The organism is Ruegeria sp. AB8, from assembly GCF_056542605.1.
This window is the reverse complement of the sequence record NZ_JBQGAB010000011.1, coordinates 1-17,282: the sequence shown is the minus strand read 5'-3', so window position 1 is coordinate 17,282 and position 17,282 is coordinate 1. Positions and strand designations below refer to the sequence as shown.

At 56.2% G+C, this 17,282-nt stretch carries 16 protein-coding genes and 1 pseudogene; 8 read left to right on the top strand and 9 right to left on the bottom strand.

Annotated elements, in window-relative coordinates; genetic code table 11:
• Position 1 precedes the first annotated feature (1 nt).
• The 5 genes from ACR0CG_RS12725 to ACR0CG_RS12705 form a co-directional block, all read right to left on the bottom strand.
• Positions 2-1,276, bottom strand: a complete 1,275-nt coding sequence (locus tag ACR0CG_RS12725; protein WP_170614524.1) for an ABC transporter permease — start codon at positions 1,274-1,276, stop codon at positions 2-4.
• 74 nt (positions 1,277-1,350) lie between these two features.
• Positions 1,351-2,442 carry an extracellular solute-binding protein gene (locus ACR0CG_RS12720; protein ID WP_321253967.1) on the bottom strand — a complete coding sequence of 364 codons (1,092 nt, stop codon included), beginning with the start codon at positions 2,440-2,442 and terminating at the stop codon, positions 1,351-1,353.
• Between the two features lie 103 nt (positions 2,443-2,545).
• The gene (locus ACR0CG_RS12715; RefSeq protein WP_170806700.1) at positions 2,546-3,634 is read right to left on the bottom strand and encodes an ABC transporter ATP-binding protein; all 1,089 of its coding nucleotides are present in this window, start codon (positions 3,632-3,634) and stop codon (positions 2,546-2,548) included.
• Positions 3,635-3,782: 148 nt separating this feature from the next.
• Entirely contained in the window at positions 3,783-4,493 is a 711-nt protein-coding gene (locus ACR0CG_RS12710) for a maleate cis-trans isomerase family protein (RefSeq protein ID WP_480525306.1), read from the bottom strand.
• Entirely contained in the window at positions 4,490-5,635 is a 1,146-nt protein-coding gene (locus tag ACR0CG_RS12705; RefSeq protein WP_480525305.1) for a M24 family metallopeptidase, read from the bottom strand. The genes ACR0CG_RS12710 and ACR0CG_RS12705 overlap by 4 nt, the downstream gene beginning before the upstream one ends.
• A 192-nt stretch (positions 5,636-5,827) precedes the next feature.
• Here ACR0CG_RS12705 and ACR0CG_RS12700 point away from each other — a divergent pair, with 192 nt between their 5' ends.
• On the top strand, positions 5,828-7,012 hold the full coding sequence (locus ACR0CG_RS12700) for a M24 family metallopeptidase (RefSeq protein ID WP_480525303.1): 1,185 nt from the start codon (positions 5,828-5,830) through the stop codon (positions 7,010-7,012).
• A gap of 33 nt (positions 7,013-7,045) precedes the next feature.
• Here the strand turns inward: ACR0CG_RS12700 and ACR0CG_RS12695 are convergent, their stop codons facing one another.
• A complete protein-coding gene (locus tag ACR0CG_RS12695) occupies positions 7,046-7,888 on the bottom strand; it encodes a LysR family transcriptional regulator (protein WP_480525301.1) in 843 nt (280 codons plus the stop codon).
• Positions 7,889-7,994: 106 nt separating this feature from the next.
• On the opposite strand from ACR0CG_RS12695, the gene ACR0CG_RS12690 reads away from it, so the two are divergent.
• The 5 genes from ACR0CG_RS12690 to ACR0CG_RS12670 are packed head-to-tail and all read left to right on the top strand — an operon-like array spanning position 7,995 to position 12,794.
• On the top strand, positions 7,995-8,594 hold the full coding sequence (locus tag ACR0CG_RS12690; RefSeq protein WP_480525299.1) for an amino acid synthesis family protein: 600 nt from the start codon (positions 7,995-7,997) through the stop codon (positions 8,592-8,594).
• Positions 8,566-9,354, top strand: coding sequence for an alpha/beta fold hydrolase (locus tag ACR0CG_RS12685; RefSeq protein WP_480525298.1), 789 nt, complete (start codon positions 8,566-8,568; stop codon positions 9,352-9,354). The genes ACR0CG_RS12690 and ACR0CG_RS12685 overlap by 29 nt, the downstream gene beginning before the upstream one ends.
• The gene (locus ACR0CG_RS12680; RefSeq protein WP_480525297.1) at positions 9,351-10,268 is read left to right on the top strand and encodes a flavin reductase family protein; all 918 of its coding nucleotides are present in this window, start codon (positions 9,351-9,353) and stop codon (positions 10,266-10,268) included. Before ACR0CG_RS12685 ends, ACR0CG_RS12680 begins: the two co-directional genes overlap by 4 nt.
• Before the next feature lie 3 nt (positions 10,269-10,271).
• Entirely contained in the window at positions 10,272-11,306 is a 1,035-nt protein-coding gene (locus ACR0CG_RS12675) for an LLM class flavin-dependent oxidoreductase (RefSeq protein ID WP_480525498.1), read from the top strand.
• Positions 11,307-11,315: 9 nt separating this feature from the next.
• Entirely contained in the window at positions 11,316-12,794 is a 1,479-nt protein-coding gene (locus ACR0CG_RS12670) for an aldehyde dehydrogenase (protein ID WP_480525296.1), read from the top strand.
• Between the two features lie 212 nt (positions 12,795-13,006).
• Here ACR0CG_RS12670 and ACR0CG_RS12665 read toward each other — a convergent pair whose 3' ends face one another.
• Both ACR0CG_RS12665 and ACR0CG_RS12660 read right to left on the bottom strand, forming a co-directional pair.
• Positions 13,007-14,134 (bottom strand): aromatic ring-hydroxylating oxygenase subunit alpha, encoded by a 1,128-nt coding sequence (locus tag ACR0CG_RS12665; protein WP_480525294.1) that lies wholly within the window; start codon positions 14,132-14,134, stop codon positions 13,007-13,009.
• A gap of 1 nt (position 14,135) precedes the next feature.
• Positions 14,136-15,293 carry an aromatic ring-hydroxylating oxygenase subunit alpha gene (locus ACR0CG_RS12660; RefSeq protein ID WP_480525292.1) on the bottom strand — a complete coding sequence of 386 codons (1,158 nt, stop codon included), beginning with the start codon at positions 15,291-15,293 and terminating at the stop codon, positions 14,136-14,138.
• Between the two features lie 132 nt (positions 15,294-15,425).
• On the opposite strand from ACR0CG_RS12660, the gene ACR0CG_RS12655 reads away from it, so the two are divergent.
• Positions 15,426-16,346 (top strand): LysR substrate-binding domain-containing protein, encoded by a 921-nt coding sequence (locus ACR0CG_RS12655; protein WP_480525290.1) that lies wholly within the window; start codon positions 15,426-15,428, stop codon positions 16,344-16,346.
• 73 nt (positions 16,347-16,419) lie between these two features.
• Here the strand turns inward: ACR0CG_RS12655 and ACR0CG_RS12650 are convergent.
• A pseudogene (locus ACR0CG_RS12650) lies at positions 16,420-17,147 on the bottom strand (IS6 family transposase).
• Between ACR0CG_RS12650 and ACR0CG_RS12645 the strand changes: the two are divergent.
• Positions 17,098-17,282, top strand: a 185-nt coding sequence (locus ACR0CG_RS12645) for a hypothetical protein (RefSeq protein ID WP_480525511.1), incomplete at its 3' end; no start/stop codon positions are given. The pseudogene ACR0CG_RS12650 and the gene ACR0CG_RS12645 overlap by 50 nt on opposite strands.

Genomic DNA, 17,282 nt, shown 5'->3' with positions numbered 1-17,282 from the left:
ATTATCCCAACTTCACGTTATCGATGCCCACGATCTTGTCGTAGACCCAGTAGAGCAGCAGCACGACCCCCAGAAGGATCGTACCCAAGGCCGCGGCAAGCCCCCAGTTCAATGAGGATGAGATGTGATAGGCGATCCGGTTCGAAATAAAGACGCCTTTGGTTCCGCCCACGATCTCGGGCGTGATGTAGTAACCGATCGCCAGAATGAACACGAGGATCGACCCGGCGCCGATCCCCGGAATGGATTGCGGGAAGTAGATACGCCAGAAAGTGGTCCAGTTCGTCGCACCCATGGATTTGGCCGCGCGTGTGTAAGTGGCCGGAATGGTTTGCATCACTGAATACATTGGCAGGATCATGAACGGCAGCAGGATATGCGTCATCGCGACGATCGTACCAATCTGGTTGTTGATGATGATCAGTCGAGAGTCGTCCGCTACCAGCCCTAACCAAACAAGCGTATCGTTTATGACCCCCTGTTGTTGCAACATGACTTTCCAGGCAGATGTCCGAACCAGAAGGGATGTCCAGAATGGCAGCAGCACCAGGATCATCAACAGGTTCGACACCCGCATCGGAAGCGTCGCCAACAGATAGCTGACAGGGTACGCAAGCAAGATACAGGCACCTGTTATGACGAGCGACATGAACAACGTGCGTCCGAAAAGCTTGATGAGGATCTGCTTGTCTTCGGGTTGGGCCTGCGCCCCTTCCGGCGTTCTGCGCATATCGACGGCATTCAGGAAGTACCCGTTGGTGATCGTCGGTGAATGGGTTTTCATCACCCGCCAGGTTTGCGGATCCCCCCAGCCATCGTGGATCTCGATCAACTTCTCCTTGAACGGCCCGTCCGTTTCAGGATCCAGCTTTTTGATCTGACGCCCGGATTTGCGGAACATCGAGGACATACCTGTCTCTTCATAGTTCAAACGCGTGCCGAGCTTTGTGTGCTCTTTGTTGTCAATCGCAACAATCATGTCGCGCACGAATGCGTCATACACATCCTCGCCCGGCAACTCTCCTGATTGTTCGTCCCAGTTGTTCAGGGCCTCAACGGTCAATGGAAGAGTGTCGGACACGATGCTGTTTTCCACTGACCGGAACAGCATCGACGCAATTGGAACAAGGAATGAAAACAGGACAAACAGAAGAAGAGGCGCAACCAACATCAACGCCCTGAGCTTTTGCCGTCGTAGCGAACGCGCCAGCGACTGCTTAAGCGGTGTTCCATCAGCGGCCAGCATGGGGCCCGCGTTTTGGGTTGCGTCAGTCATTGTTGTCCCTTGGCTTTTTCTGGGTCAGGGGCGGTGAAACCCGCCCCTGACAGTGTCACCAATTCAACGGCTGCTTATTGCGCCAGCCACGCCTGGAATTTGGCGTCGATATCGTCGCGGTAGTCAGCCCAGAACTCGTAGTTGTAAAGGAACGTGTTCTTGGCGTTCTCCGGATCAGTCGGCATGTGCGGTGCCATGTCGATACCCAGATCGGCGTGCTGACCAACCAGCGGAGCCGACGAAGCGCGTGCCGGGCCGTACGAGATGTACTTGGCCTGATCCGCCAGACGCTGCGTATCGGTCGCGAACATGATGTAGTCCAGCGCGCGCTGCTGACGCTCTTCGCTCAGGCCGGCCGGGATGATCCATCCGTCAAGATCGAACACCTGCGCGTCCCAAAGCATGGCGACGGGCTGCTTCTGCTCTTCGATCACGCTGAACAAACGGCCGTTATAGGTCGAACCCATGACAACTTCGCCATCGGCCAGCAGCTGCGGAGTGTCCGCACCGGCGGACCACCAGACAACGCTGTCTTTGATAGTGTCCAGCTTGGCCAACGCTTGATCCTGACCCTCGGCAGTGGCCAAAACGTCATAGACGTCATCCTTGGCCACGCCATCACAAAGCAGCGCCCATTCCATATTGTTGATCGGGCGTTTTTCCAGCGAACGCTTGCCGGGATAGGTTTCCAGATCGAACACGGCGCAGATGTCGGTCGGTGGCGTATCGCCTACCAGATCGGTGCGGTAACCGAAGGTGGTGGAGTAGACGATCTGCGGGATAAAGCAGTCGCTGACCAGCAGGTCGCCGAAATCCTCGGAGGCCGGTGTGCCATCGGGGGCCGGAGCGAGTTGGGTGTCAAAGTCGATTTCAAGCGCAAGCCCTTCATCGCACAGACGAATTGCATCCGCAGCGACCACGTCAACCACATCCCAGGTGATGTTGCCCGCTTCGTTCATCGCACGCAGCTTGGCCACAGCTTCATTCGAGCTGTCATCGTTCAGGATGGTCACCCCGGTCTTCTCGGAATAGGGCTCGTGATAGGCCTTCAGCTGCGACTTGGAATAGGCCCCGCCCCAGGAAACGATGGTCATTTCCTGTGCGAAGGCACCGCCAGCAACCACCCCGAGTGCCGCTGCTGTCAACAATGTTTTGGTTGTTTTCATGTATAACTCCCAGTTCTTCCCGTTTATGTGTGTGGTCGGCTGATGCACGGGTATTCACCAGCCAGTCCCTCAGTGAGGTCGCGCTTGTTCCGCGCGACTTGGTCTATGCGTCGAGCGCACGACAATCCTGAGCCAGCCAACCAATCTCGATCTCCTGCCCCGGGGACAGGCGGATTGCGTCTGGTGCGTTCCGGGTTTTGACGATGAAGTCATCGTTCCCTGCGACGGACATCCGGAACCGGAAAACGTCGCCCATATAAATGAACTCTTCGACGGTTGCCTTCAGCGTATGCGCATCCGCGTGCAGGCGATTCTTGTTGAATTCTACCCGCTCAGGCCGGATCGACACCTTGGTCCGTTCACCCGGTTTGTGAACATTGATCGGAACCGCGTCGATTTCAGAGCCATCATCCAGTTGGACAACACATGTGCCACCACCAATCGATTTAACGACACCTTCCAAGGTGTTGTTTTCCCCGATGAATTGCGCAACAAAGCTGTTTTCCGGTTCTTCGTATAGCTGATCAGGCGGCGCAAGCTGCTGAATGCGGCCATCGTCAAACACGGCAACACGATCGGACATGGTCAGGGCCTCGGTCTGGTCGTGGGTAACGTAGACCGTGGTGATTCCCAGTTCATGCGCAAGGCGCGTGATTTCGAACTGCATATGCTCACGCAGCTGTTTGTCCAATGCGCCCAGGGGTTCGTCCATCAAAACCAGTTCGGGTTCGAAAACCAGGGCGCGCGCCAACGCGATCCGCTGTTGTTGGCCACCGGACAACTGAGCCGGACGTCGACCTCCAAAATGGCCCATCTGGACCATGTCCAAAGCGCGCTGAACCTTTTCCTCACGCTCGGACTTGCCCAGTTTGCGGACCTCCAACGGGAACGAAAGATTTTCGGCCACTGTCATGTGCGGAAACAGAGCATAGTTCTGGAAAACCATACCGATTCCGCGCTTGTGCGGTGGAATATTGTTGATGGGCTTGCCATCAAGCAGGATTTCACCGTGGGTGGCGGTTTCAAACCCTGCGAGCATCATAAGACATGTCGTCTTACCCGAACCTGACGGCCCGAGCATTGTCAGAAACTCACCCTTGGGCATCGCAAGATTTAGATCTTTAACGACGAGGTTCTCGCCATCATAAGACTTCTGAACGCGTTGGAATTCGACAAACGCGGCGTCGTTCATTGTACCGGTCACAAGACCCCCTGTTTCGTCAAATGATTATCCGAGAGTTTCGGATTTCATTGATCTGTAAGCAGCAGTTAAGACCATGCAGTAGGCACTTGGCAACAATATATAGCGCATTTCCGCATTTTGAATTTAACTTTACCGCTCAGCGAACACCGTTGAGGCGACGCATATGCCATGCAAGGCTTTGATTACTCGAAAGAACCGGCTTGCCGATCCGCTCACGAATCTCGGGGATAGCTTCAAGGGTGCGAAGGTTCGTGCAGCTAAGGAAGACGGCTTCAACCGACGGATCAGATCCCAGTTCAGTTGCGGCTTCAACCACGGATTGGACCGAAATCCGCGCAACCTTTGCCTCTTCGGCCTGCCCGAAGGTTCCAAATACATCCATGGTTATTCCGTTTTCCGAGAAAGCGTTTCGCAGCGGTGCGTTGACCTCCTCGATGTAAGGAGAAAGCAGCGCGAATTTCGAAACACCCAGGTCCGCAGCGCAGGCCGTGGCGGCACGCAATGGATTTGTCACTTCGTCTGTATTGCACGCCTGCTTTACAAGCTCTGCCACACGCTCTGATCCAATGACCGAACTGGCCGACGTGCAGCCATATCCAACCACCCGAAAAGGTCGCGCGCCTGGCAACAACCTCGCCGCCGCAGGCAGGGCTTTCTCCATTTCCGCGAGGCTTTCGGTTGTTACCTCGATTCCACTGGGTATTCGCGTTATGTAAAGCGGGTTCTTCCGGTCTGAGAAATACGCACTGAATTCCGGCTCAATCGTTTCGTCGACTTGCAGAACAATCAACCCAAGCGGCGAAGCCTGCGGGTCGTCTTCGTCAAGTGTGTAGGGAACGTGGGTCATAGTTCGATCATCTCCGGCCCGATGCGCGGGCTGATAAACTGCGGGGCGTCGGCTGTTACAACGATGTTTTCTTCGTGAACCAAAATTTTGTCACCAACCGCAATACCCGGCTCCAACGTCAGCACCATACCAGGTTCAAGAACTGTTTGGTCCATCGGGATAAGAGACGGCCATTCGGTCAGCGACATCCCCAACCCGTGCCCCAGTCGCCCTGCATCCGTGCCTTCAGAGTCCTTGGTCAGCACCGTATTCATGGCATGAAACAAGTCCGCCGCGGTCGCACCGGGTCGCGCGATTTCGAACGCGGCGTCCGACGCTTCAATCAACCTGGCGTAGGCAGATTTCACATCCGGACTTGCAGGGCCCACAGACCAGTTGCGGTCGAAGTCGCTGAAATACCCGTCCCAGACCAGGCCGGTGTCAAGCATCAGTACATCGCCAATCGCCAAAGGCGACGAAGAGGCAGGCGAAATCACGTCGGAGTAACCGCCCTGCTCTGCCCCACCAGCGAGATACGGCACCCAGTCGGCACCTTCCTCCAGACAGAGTATCTGGAAACGACGAAAAACCTCATCCAAAGGCACGCCGACCCGGGCAATCTCGGGAACTCGAGCGAATGCCCGACCGGCTATGCCGCATGCGGTTTCGATTTTGGTGATCTCTGCCTCGGATTTGACCGTGCGCAGTTGGCGTAATATACCGTGGTCTCCTGTGACACGGCGCGAGCCAAGACTGATACGCAGACGTTCAATATCCGACATGGGCATACGCGCGTGGGTCTCGTGACCATCGGGCATTCCGATACGACCGTCGGCTGGCGTCAACTCCATCAGGGTATCGGCCAGAAGCGAAATGCCGTCGTCCTGCAGGTCGGGTGAACTCCACGTTCGGATATCATCAATCCAGGTCTGCCCCATCAGCGAAGCACCGATTGAGGGGATAACGGCGACAGGTTTACCGGCTGCAGGCAAGATCAGGAACCAGGGGCGGGTCGGGCTTTCCCAGAACCTGGTCAGGTATCCGGTAAAGTACCGCACGTCAGTTTCCGTGGTAAGCAACAGCGCGGACAATCCTGCGTCATCCATCAACGCCTGCGCGCGTTTGGTACGATTCGCGAATTCTGTTGGCTCGAACCCCCTCATTCGGCGACCTCAGTGCTGGCGCCCCACATGCAGGCCGAAACGTTGGAACGATACGGCACAGTTGGCGCAGTTCTTCGGTCTAATCGGTGTGGATTGATATCGGTCTTCATGCCCCCCCCAATTTTGGTTCGTTGACGTGAGCCGATCAGTAGGGTTCTGTCAACCAAAGTCTGTTGCTAACTGGAGACGCCTATGACCCATTCCGATCCAGCCTTCAGTCAGGCCGAGTATGATCGCCGTCTTGCCAAGACCCGAGAGGCGATGGTTGCAAAGGGAATAGACTGCCTGTTTGTCGAAGACCCATCGAACATCGGGTGGCTCACCGGGTACGAGGGTTGGTCTTTTTACGTTCACCAGGGCGCCCTGATCTTTCTTGACGCGGACCCGATCTGGTGGGGACGCCGTCAGGACACAAACGGCGCGCTACGCACAGTGTGGATGGCGGACGATCGGGTTTTCGGATACGCGGATCATTTCGTGCAGTCGACCACACGGCATCCGATGCAGGATTTGGCGCAACTGATTGTCAGATGCGGGCATGGCGCTAGCCGAATTGGGGTGGAACTGGACAACTACTACTACTCGGCCAAAGCCCATATTGCGCTGACGTCTGAATTGCCTGAGGCAACAGTGATTGATGCAACGGCTTTGGTAAACTGGCAACGAGCCGTGAAATCCGACGAAGAAATCACCCTGATGCGCAAGGCGGCCCGAATATCGGAGTTTGTTACTGACGGCGTCCTTGAACGCGTTGAACCCGGGTTGCGAAAGAATGAACTGGTCGCGCAGATATACCATGATGCGATAACGGGCGTAGGTGATGATTGGGGGGACTACGCCGCCATCGTGCCACTTCTGCCGTCAGGGTCCGACGCCGCCGCGCCGCATCTGACTTGGAATGGTGATGTTTTCAAGTCGGGTGAATGCACGTTCTTTGAGCTTTCAGGGTGCTATCGCCGCTATCACGCGCCTTTCTGTCGATCGGTATTTCTGGGTCAGCCACCTGATCACCTCAAAAGAGCCGAGGAAGCTTTGGTTGAAGGGCTGGAAGCGGGTCTGGAGGCCGCAAGGCCCGGCAATCGTGCAAGTGATATCGCCAAGGCGCTGGCCGCACCGCTCGAACGCGCCGGGATCGAACGCGGTGCTCGCTGCGGCTATCCCATCGGCCTCAGCTATCCTCCGGATTGGGGTGAACGCACGATTTCGCTGCGGGACGAAGACAATACGATCCTCGAAGCTGGCATGACGTTTCATTTTATGCCGGGACTTTGGATGGATGATTGGGGTTTTGCGATTACCGAGTCGATCCTGATCAGGGAAAGCGGGCCTGCAGAGTGTTTGTGCCAACGACCACGAAAAATGTTCGTGAAACCCTGAAAACGGCACGGGCTATTAAGTGTCGATGCCTGATCAATCGCAAATCTGTTCAAGCAACCAGTCATGAAACAACACGGCTGCGGGATTGGAGGTATCGGCGGAAAGGTAATACCCTTCGTTGCATTCGACCGAGCAGCTATGCGCACGTTCGACCAGACCGGACGCAATCGCGTGTTTCGCCAGCAATTCGCTGACCAGAGCGACCCCGCTGCCATGAACGGCCAGTTGAAGCGCCATGCCGAATGTATCGACAAAAACGGATGGCTGACGCCGCACGTCCTGCTTTTCGAACCATGTATTCCAACCGCTTGACGTACCGACTGCCTCAATCAGGGGAAGGTCAAACGGGTCTCCGGCAAGTGTCGGCGCCTTGAACGCGACCAGGCCGTCCGGCCTTAAGCGCTCGGACCCCTGCCCCACTTGTTTTTCTGACCCAAACCGGACCTGAACGTCAGCCTGGGACGCGTGAAAATCGTCAGGCCAGATTGCACTTAACAGCCGCACGCTAATTTCGGGATGGCGCTTGGCGAAGTCCGAAAGATGCGGGGCGATGACCCATTGTGCAATGCTGACAGATGTCGCCACCGTCAAAACATCGCCTGGTGCGCTGGCATCGGCCCTTCCGGCGGCAGCGGCCAGGACTTCAAGCGCGCTGCCAACTTCGGGCAACAGTTTTCGCCCGGCATCTGTCAGGGCCAGACTGCGCGGATGCCGGACAAAAAGTGCGGTCCCCAATCGCATCTCAAGAGATTTTACCTGCTGACTAACTGCCGATTGCGTCAGCCCGATTTCTTCCGCCGCCGCCGTAAAGCTCAGGGTGCGAGCCGCAGCCTCAAAGGATCGGAACCAGGTCAGAGGCGGAAGTGATTTTCCCATTGGTCAAGCTGGCCATTAGTCTTTTTAATGTGAAAGCACATAATTCAATCATTTGTCAAAATCCACGGCCATTTCTAACTTCTGCCAGCGCGACAGGAGGGTTAAGATGCAGCCAGAGATACGCAAGATTGTAACCTACGACGAGGAGGTTCTTGTCGAAGGGTTTCGCCCCGTGGAAGCCCCGTGGCGCATGTTTGCCGTGGCCGCAATAGTCACCAATCCATGGGCCGGTCGGTACGTCGAAGACCTTAAACCTGAAATTCAGGCCTATGGCCCCGTTCTTGGCAAGATGATGACAGACCGCATGATTGCATTGGCCGGGAGTGGTGACGCAATCGAAGCTTATGGCAAGGCAGCCGTCGTCGGGCTGAATGGCGAGGTCGAGCATGCTTCGGGCCTTATTCATACTCTGCGGTTCGGCAATCATTACCGGCAGGCGGTTGCCGCTAAATCCTATCTGGCGTTTACAAACACACGTGGCCCGGCGAATGCGCCGATCATGGTGCCATTGATGGACAAGAACGATGCCGGTCGGCGTTCTCACTACCTGACCATTCAATTCTCGATCCCGGACGCGCCGCGCGACGACGAGATTGTCGTTGTACTGGGCGCGGCAACCTCGGGCAGACCGCATCACCGCATCGGCGACCGCTATCAGGACCTTAAGGACTTGGGCCATGACGTGGACAACCCGGCCGCGGTCTGAGGTCGGCGGGCTGGCCGCAATTCAAGCTGGCTCAGGACCGGACGTTCTGTTGCTGCATGGCGTTGGCCTGCGGGCTGAAGCCTGGGGCGCTCAGTTGGACGCATTGGCCTCAGCGAACCGCCTGACCGCTCCGGATATGCCCGGTCACGGAGAAAGCCCGCTTGGTGATTCAGGCGGCGAGCTGTCGGACTACATCAATGCGGCATTGAATGTTCTGGGTTGTCTGAAAGGGCCGGTCGTTTTAGTGGGCCACTCGATGGGCGCCATGATCGCGCTGGAACTTGCCGCCAAAGCACCGGATCAGGTCCGTGGTGTCGTGGCTTTGAACGCCATTTTTGAACGCAGTGCAAAAGCAGCGCAGGCGGTACAGGATCGGGCCTCGGAACTGGACGGCGAATCACGTGCCGATCCGACGGGCACGTTGCGCCGGTGGTTCGGCGATGCCGCCTCACCTGAACGCGATGCCTGTCGTGAGTGGCTGATGGCCATGGATCCAGCAGCCTACAAGTTGGCCTATACGGTTTTTGCCCAAAGCCAAAGTCCGCGGCGCGACGAGTTGGAGAATCTCGCTTGCCCCGCGCTTTTTCTGACCGGCAGTCTGGAGCCGAACTCCACCCCCGAAATGTCCCGCAACATGGCAGATGCCACTCCGAACGGGCGGGCGCAGGTCATTGACGGGGCGGCACATATGATGCCGATGACACATGCAATTCAGGTCAACGCCGCCATTTTCAGCTTTCTGAGCGAGGTGCAACCATGACCAAACTCGACCCCCGTGACCTCCGGCGCGCTTTTGGCAGCTTCATGACCGGCGTGACAGTCGTTACCACACGAAATGCCTCTGGCGCTGCCGTGGGCTTCACGGCAAATTCCTTCACATCGGTTTCGCTTGACCCGCCGCTAATCTTGGTCTGCCCCGGCAAAAGCCTGTCTTCATACAACGAGTTCTCAGCCTGCGACCATTTTGCAGTGAACATTCTGGCCGAGGGGCAAGAAGAAGTGTCCAACACATTCGCCGGCTTCAAAGGTGATCGATTTGCCAAAGCTGGCCACACCCTCGACACGCGCGGCATTCCACTGATTGACGGCGCGGTCGCGACGTTCTCCTGCCGGACCCATCAGGTGGTCGAGGCAGGCGACCATTGCGTTTTGATCGGGCAGGTCGAGGCGTATTCCCACAACGAAACCCCAGCGCTTGGCTTTGCGAACGGACGGTATTTCAGTCTCGGCCTGGAACGCGGTGCGCTTGAACCCACAGGGCAAAAGGTCGTCTGCGGCGCAATCATCGAACATCAAGGGCATGTGTTGCTGGAGAAAACCGATGCTGGTTTCAGACCGCCCCAGGTCACGCTTTCAGACCGGAGCCAATTGCGAGACGGCCTTCGGCAAGACCTGCACAATCGTGGAATAGACGCGCGTCTGGGCGTTGCCTACTCGGTCTATGACGATGCCACGACGCACCATGTCTACATACTTGCCAATGCGGCGGAACTTCCGCGGCACGGCAATCTCGAGGCGGTCGCAATCAAGGATTTGGCGACCCTTTCTTTCGCGACGCCTCCAATCGCCACCATGATGTCTCGTTATGCACTGGAAAGCCGAACCCGCGACTTCTCGCTTTATCTGGGCAGCGCGCAACAGGGCGACACGCACAGCCTCTCGGAAAGGACCTGAATGATGGAGTTTTCTCTATTTGCACACATGGAGCGGCTGAGCCCCGATCAGCCCCATGAGAAGCTGTATGAAGAGTTCATTGATCTGTGCAAGATGGCCGATGAGGCCGGAATGCGCGCTGTCTGGACTGGCGAGCACCATGGCATGGACTTCACCATCGCGCCCAACCCGCTGATGTCACTGGTGGATATTGCACACCACACCAAAAACGTGCGGCTTGGCACCGGCACAGTGATTGCGCCATTCTGGCATCCGATCAAGCTGGCAGGCGAAGCGGCAGCGGCCGACCTTATGACGGGCGGCCGTATCGAGCTGGGCATCGCGCGCGGCGCCTATTCCTACGAGTATGAACGGATGATGCCCGGCATGGATGCGTGGGAAGCCGGTCAGCGTATGCGCGAAATCGCCCCACTGCTGCCCAAGCTTTGGGACGGTGACTGCGCGCATGACGGAGTGTTCTTTCAATTCCCGGCCACCACCTCGGCCCCCAAGCCCCTACAACCGGGCGGACCGCCCATCTGGATCGCGGCGCGGGATCCAAACAGCCATGAATTCGGCGTACAGAATGGCTTTAATATCCAGGTTACGCCGCTGTGGCAGGGCATGGAGGAAATAGAAACGCTGATGGGTCGCTTTGAAGACGCCTGCGCAAATTACGAAGGCCCGCGCCCCAAAATCATGCTGTTGCACCACACCTATGTTGGCCGCGATGATGCTGACTTGGGTCAGGCCGCAAAGGATTTATCCCGCTTCTACAATTACTTCGGGGCCTGGTTCCAAAACAAGCGGCCAGTCCAACAGGGCTTGATCCAGGAATTGACGGACGAAGAGATGGCGGCCAATGCTATGATGGCCCCGGAAAACCTGGCTCGTGATCTGACCGTCGGTACCGCGGATGGGGTCACGGATCGTCTGAAACGCTATGAAGACCTTGGCTATGATGAGTATTCGTACTGGATCGACAGCGGCATGAGCTTCGAGCGCAAGCGCGCATCGCTGGCGCGTTTCATTGACGACGTAATGCCCAAGTTTCAATGAGGCTCGATCATGAACCAGAAACCACACTTTCAGCTCTATATTGACGGCGAATGGACCGAAGGTTCGCGCGGACAGGTGATGAGTTCGCAAAACCCCGCAACGGGCGAAGAATGGTCCAGTTTCGCCTGCGCTTCTAAAGATGACGTGGACCGCGCCATTTCTGCGGCGCGCCGGTCCCTTGATGACCCAGCGTGGCGCGACATGACGCAAACCGCACGCGGCAAACTCCTGTTCAGGCTTGCGGACCTGATCGAACAGAACGCCAAGCTCCTGGGCGAGCTCGAGACAAAGGACAGCGGAAAACTACTGGCCGAAACCGCAAGCCAGACAGCCTATGTCGGTGATTATTATCGATACTATGCAGGGCTCGCAGACAAGATCGAAGGTGCGGTCCTGCCGATCGACAAACCGGATATGCATGTCTTTACCAGGCGCGAACCTATTGGCGTGGTGGTCGCGATCGTGCCCTGGAATGCACAGATGTTCCTGACCGCAACCAAGCTTGGACCGGCTCTTGCGGCGGGTTGTTCTGTCGTGCTGAAAGCATCAGAAATTGCACCCGCTCCGATGCTGGAGTTTGCGCGGCTGATCGATGAAGCGGGCTTTCCGTCCGGTGTTGTGTCCGTCATTACAGGCGATGCCGAGAATTGTTCGATCCCCCTCACCCGGCATCCCGAGGTCGACCGGATCGCGTTCACTGGCGGACCGCAGACAGCACGTCACGTGGTGCGCAACTCGGCTGAAAACTTTGCGGTAACCACATTAGAGTTGGGCGGTAAATCTCCGATCATAGTTTTTGATGATGCCAACCTGGATGGCGCTGCAAACGGCCTGATTGCAGGTAACTTTGGTGCCTCAGGCCAAAGCTGCGTGGCTGGGTCACGCGGGCTGATACATCGTCCGGTGCTGGATGCCCTGGTCAAAAAGATCGAAGAGAAGATAAAGGGGGTCGTTATCGGGGATCCTTTGGAACAAGCCACCCATATCGGCCCGCTTTGTACCGACGCCCAGATTGCCAGAATTCAGGCGACTTTGGCAAAGGCCACAGAACAAGGCGCGCGCATCCGTTTTGGTGGTACACCACTGGACCGGCCAGGAAACTACATGGCCCCGACACTGGTTGAATGCACAAGTGCTGAGACAGAGACCCTGAAGGTCGAAATGTTCGGACCCGTGATGTCTCTGTTGCCTTTCGAAACGGAAGATGAAGCCATCGCACTGGCCAACGACTCGCAGTATGGGCTTGGGTCCGGCGTTTTCACCGAAAATGTCGCCCGTGCCCATCGTGTGTCATCGCGATTGAAATCGGGAATCTGCTGGATCAACACCTACCGCGCCGTGTCCCCAATCGCGCCCTTCGGTGGCTATAATCAATCCGGTTATGGCAGGGAGGCGGGCGTCGAGGCTATTCACGACTATACCCGGACCAAAACTGTCTGGCTGAATACGTCAGACCAGCCAATGTCGAACCCATTTGTCATGCGCTGATCAGACCCTGCTTCAGGTTTTGGTCGAAAGGATCCGTCTTTTTGCTTTTCCTTCGCACCGAGTACTCAGAGGGCCGTTTGATATGACGCGAAGCCGAACGATCTTGGGACCGGCGTTGAGGCAGCTCGGCTCCGATTAATAGACAGGGGCTCTGGCCGGAACGGGACCGGTCCAAATTGGTCGATCCCGTTATTTGTTTGCCATCATCCTGTTCATGCAGGGAATTGTCGCGAAAGGTAACGATAAAAGTCCCATATCGTTCCTTCATAGTCGCTTGGCGCGAGGTGGCCGGACGGCGCGTGGCGCGAACTGAGCGCCGATTGCATTTTCTCCAGCTTCTCGCGGTCCTCGCGGTTTACCTCGTGCCACAGCTTGATGCGTTCGTCCAACTCGTCCTGGGTCAGCTCGTCGCCATAGGTCGACATCGTCCATCGCACCCGGATGCAATCCACGGACAAAGGTTTGATGGACAAAGAAACTAGCAACGTCGCGGCCTGGCTGGCCACCTGAGCGGGGAATACATTGAACAAGGTTGAGCGGCGGCGTTCGTCATCGCTCAGCCCTAGCGCGCCCATGCCACGGGATTCGGCGCTTGATGGGTAGTTGGCACAATAAGCCGTGAACGTGTCGTCGGATAAGGCCTTTCGGCTTAAACCCGTCGGCGTGTAGGGATGCAACGTTTCCGGATGCACGACCGACAGGTGGTACGCTTCCATGAAATTCTCGACAAGGCACTTCCAGTTCGTGTGCCAGTCTTCTTCAAACGTTGCAACATGGCGCATCCTGTCGGTCTGGTAGTTGCCAAGCAAAACTTCCAGTTGCTCAAGTCGCGGCGCCAGCGGCTCTGCATCATCGTCCAGATTGACATAGATAAAGCCGTTCCACTGCTCACAGCGAAATTCCGGTAAGGCGCAACTGCCCTTTTTGACGCCTTTGTCTCGCATGCGCGGCGCGTTCAAAAGCTCACCGTCTCGCGCATAGCTCCAGGCATGGTAGCTGCAGACAAACTTACGGGTTGAACCAGACCCTTCGGCAATCGGCATGCCCCGATGGCGGCACAGGTTCGACAAGATTCTGACTTGCTCGTCATCCCCGCGAACGACCAGTAGGGGTTCGTCGAAAAGCTGCGCTGTAAAGTAGTCCCCGGCACTTGGGATTTCGTCGGCACGGCCAAGGCAATGCCACTCCTTGCTCAGGAATGTTCTCACCTCGAAATCAAAGAACTCGGGATCCGTGTAAAACCATCCGGGCAAGCACTGCGCTTGCGACTCTGGCAGGGCCGCGACCTGATGGAGCATTCCCACCATCTCGGCGACCCGCTGCTTTCGAACCATTTGCATTTTACTGCGCGGCCTCCTGTCCGAAGACGCGGTTGAACCCGGCCGTCTTCTCGGCCAGATACTGCGTGAAGTCGTAAATCGGTCGTTCGAGGTAAGAGAGATGTCCGGCCCGCGCCGCGCCGGAATTCAGACCTTTGAACACTTTTTCCGTACAGCCGCGGTCTTCGTCATTCACGTCATCCAGCAGCTTCTTCAGTGTCGCGATGTATTCATCCGCCTTCGGGTCCGCCATGAATTCGGGTGACAAACCGCCGCCATAGACAATCGAGACCTGACCCGTACCTTTTGGGTGCAGCGAAAGATACCAGAAGTAGCCCGGCGTCAGAGTGATCAGGTGACTTGGATAAAGCGTCAGCAGAGCGGTGGTCTTGCGCCAATCGCCCTCAAGGCGCGTGTTGTTCGGATGGGCGTTGCCCATTGGCAGCGACGCCTCTTTGGTGATCCAGTGATAATTGAAGTGCTTCAGCCCCGGCGGACAATCCATCTCCTCCAGTTTTGAATGGCCCCCAACTGTCTGGGCGTGACACACAGGCAGGTGGTAGCTCTCCATGAAGTTTTCTGCCAGAACCTTCCAGTTCGTGTCCCAGACATGGGTCTCGCGGAAGCATTCCACATAGTTCTCCATGCCGTACTGGGACACCATCTCTTCCAGTTCAGACAGTTGCTGGGCCACCGAGGCTGAATCCGGGTTCAGGGTCACGTAAATCCAGCCCAGCCATTCCTCGCAGCGGATTTTGGGGAGCTTGTAGCTTTCCTTGCAAAAACCCGTCGTCTCTTTCATGAACGGTGCGCCGCGCAGGTTGCCTTCCAGATCGTAGGTCCAGGCATGATACGGGCAGACGAGCACGCGGGCGTTTCCTTCGCCTTCCACGATCGTCGACATGCGGTGCAAACAAACATTCGAAAACGCTTTCAGCTCTTCGGACTTGTCCCGAAGCACGACGATGGGTTGTTCCGCGACTTCAAGGGCGATGTAGTCACCCGGATTTGCCAATCGGCTGGAACGTCCAACGCAGACCCAGTCCTTGCCAAAAACATTGTCCAACTCACTGCGCAGGAAATCCTGACTTGTGTAGACAGAAGGAGGCATGGCAACCGCGTCTTCCATCGGCCGATGAGCGGCATTCAACAATTCAGTAACTGCCTGGTCTAACGACATAGGTGGCTCCTCAATCATGCGGTGACCCCGATTTGCAGGCTAAGACAACCTGTCATCCTCGGACGATTTCATGTTGCACTCGAACTGAAAAATATAAAAACTTAAAAAAGATGGCCTTTAAGAAGGTAAAATATGGTTCGCTTCACTTTGCGCCAATGCACCTATTTTCGAACCGTCGCCGAATACGGCGGCATTGCACAGGCCGCGCGTGTGTTGAACATTTCGCAGCCTTCGGTCGCGCAGGCGATAAAAAAGCTTGAAGATGTCACTGGCTTGGTCCTGTTCAATCGCCACCATGCCCGGGGCTTGTCGCTCACGCTTCAGGGGCGCCTGTTTCTGGAACATGTCAAGGAACTTGAAGCGCAGGCTGAACGTGTCGGCACTCAGGCAAAGGCACTGCTTTCGGAAACGGCGGGCGAACTTCGGCTGGGCGCATTTCGGACCCTTTCACCCTTTTTCCTTCCGACGCTCATTCGAAAATTTCAACGCACCTATCCGGATGTCCGGGTGTTTCAACAAGAGTATGGTCTGGCTGAACTTGGTGATGCGCTGCGAAACGGAGAGATTGATCTGGCTCTGACATACGACAGGGGCTGGTCACTGGATGGGCTGGAGATCGTCAGACTGGCCGCTTTGCAGCCGAAAGTCATTATTTCTTCAAACCATCCGCTGGCACAAAATGAAGAGGTTCGATTATCTGACTTGCGCGATATTCCATATGTCATGTTCGACGGGCCAGGCAGCCGGACCTATTTCGAAGATTTGCTGAGAGAGGCGGCTCTTTATCCAGACATAGCCTATGCGTCGAATTCTCTTGAAACCGTGCGCAGCGCCGTAGCTGAGGAGTTCGGATTTTCGTTTTTGATAATGCTGCCCGAGTCGACGACGACATATAGCGGAGGCACGATAAAAGCGCTGCAGTTGGTCGAAACCCTGCGCCCTCTAAACGTTGTACTTGCTTATCACAGAGATCTTCAGAGCAAGTTCATCAGGGGTTTTCAGGCACTTGCGAGTGAGCACTTTGGTGGCCGTTCTGAGGACCAAACTGAATGAGAAAAGTGTTGCAAGCCAGCAACTAGCTGCTATGCCGTTTGGCTCGGTGAATGAAGAGTTGGCTATTATCGTGTCAACTAACGTCAAAGGCGGAGCAGAATTGAACTTCGCCAGGTGCCGTCAGCCAAATTCGAACCAGTGTCAGCTTGAAGGTACCTCTTCTGGCTAGCGATCTTTCCTGGTTGAAGTGGGTGTAGACGAAGAATGGACGGGGAAGAATTTCTGTAAACTTCGCATGCGCCTGAAACCTTGCATGGCGCGATCGCGTCGTCAAAACGGGAGGTGCGAATTCTCGACGCGGTTTTTAAGTCACCTGCCTGCCTGCTGTTTTTCGGTAGCTCCAAGCACTCTGAGAGCTGCCCGTTTCGATACGAAGCGATCCGTGACAACCTTTTCCGCTTTACCATGCCACTTCTTCAATTTATTTAGGAACTTCAATGCCGTCTGCCTGTTTCGGCGTTTGGTGACGACTGATTGCAACACTTCACCCTCATGATCTACGGCCCGTCAGAGGTAGTGTTTCTTGCCGTTCACCTTCGCAAGAACCTCATCCACGCGCCACTTCCATTTCGAGGAAGCGCTCAGTTGCTGGACTCGCTTTTGTCTGATCTCGGAAGTAAACATCGGGCCGAAATTGTTCCACCAATAGCGGACGGTTTCGAGGCTCACCTCAACTCCCCGTTCGTGCAATATGTCTTCCACATTTCGAAGCCACAATGGCAACCAAACGTTCGGCATGACTGCCAGACAAGTGACCTTTGGACTGGTCTTGAAATACTTGAAGGGCGATCGTTTTTTCATGCGCGAAGGCCACGAGAGCATCCTGCCCTCCTCAACCCAAGATTGGTGCTGTCAGACGAATTCGAACCAGTCTCAGTTTGCCGCGGAAACCGTGAACCTATCCGGAACAAAGTTGACGCCACTCGGCGAGAGCGG

What these genes read in the sequence shown, in the direction of transcription:
- ACR0CG_RS12665 (WP_480525294.1), bottom strand. Translation starts at nt 14,134, where the DNA reads ATGCAAATGGTTCGAAAGCAGCGGGTCGCCGAGATGGTGGGAATGCTC.
- ACR0CG_RS12690 (WP_480525299.1), top strand. Translation starts at nt 7,995, where the DNA reads ATGCAGCCAGAGATACGCAAGATTGTAACCTACGACGAGGAGGTTCTT.
- ACR0CG_RS12720 (WP_321253967.1), bottom strand. Translation starts at nt 2,442, where the DNA reads ATGAAAACAACCAAAACATTGTTGACAGCAGCGGCACTCGGGGTGGTT.
- ACR0CG_RS12670 (WP_480525296.1), top strand. Translation starts at nt 11,316, where the DNA reads ATGAACCAGAAACCACACTTTCAGCTCTATATTGACGGCGAATGGACC.
- ACR0CG_RS12680 (WP_480525297.1), top strand. Translation starts at nt 9,351, where the DNA reads ATGACCAAACTCGACCCCCGTGACCTCCGGCGCGCTTTTGGCAGCTTC.
- ACR0CG_RS12710 (WP_480525306.1), bottom strand. Translation starts at nt 4,493, where the DNA reads ATGACCCACGTTCCCTACACACTTGACGAAGACGACCCGCAGGCTTCG.
- ACR0CG_RS12675 (WP_480525498.1), top strand. Translation starts at nt 10,272, where the DNA reads ATGGAGTTTTCTCTATTTGCACACATGGAGCGGCTGAGCCCCGATCAG.
- ACR0CG_RS12655 (WP_480525290.1), top strand. Translation starts at nt 15,426, where the DNA reads ATGGTTCGCTTCACTTTGCGCCAATGCACCTATTTTCGAACCGTCGCC.
- ACR0CG_RS12700 (WP_480525303.1), top strand. Translation starts at nt 5,828, where the DNA reads ATGACCCATTCCGATCCAGCCTTCAGTCAGGCCGAGTATGATCGCCGT.
- ACR0CG_RS12705 (WP_480525305.1), bottom strand. Translation starts at nt 5,635, where the DNA reads ATGAGGGGGTTCGAGCCAACAGAATTCGCGAATCGTACCAAACGCGCG.
- ACR0CG_RS12685 (WP_480525298.1), top strand. Translation starts at nt 8,566, where the DNA reads ATGACGTGGACAACCCGGCCGCGGTCTGAGGTCGGCGGGCTGGCCGCA.
- ACR0CG_RS12660 (WP_480525292.1), bottom strand. Translation starts at nt 15,293, where the DNA reads ATGTCGTTAGACCAGGCAGTTACTGAATTGTTGAATGCCGCTCATCGG.
- ACR0CG_RS12715 (WP_170806700.1), bottom strand. Translation starts at nt 3,634, where the DNA reads ATGAACGACGCCGCGTTTGTCGAATTCCAACGCGTTCAGAAGTCTTAT.
- ACR0CG_RS12725 (WP_170614524.1), bottom strand. Translation starts at nt 1,276, where the DNA reads ATGACTGACGCAACCCAAAACGCGGGCCCCATGCTGGCCGCTGATGGA.
- ACR0CG_RS12695 (WP_480525301.1), bottom strand. Translation starts at nt 7,888, where the DNA reads ATGGGAAAATCACTTCCGCCTCTGACCTGGTTCCGATCCTTTGAGGCT.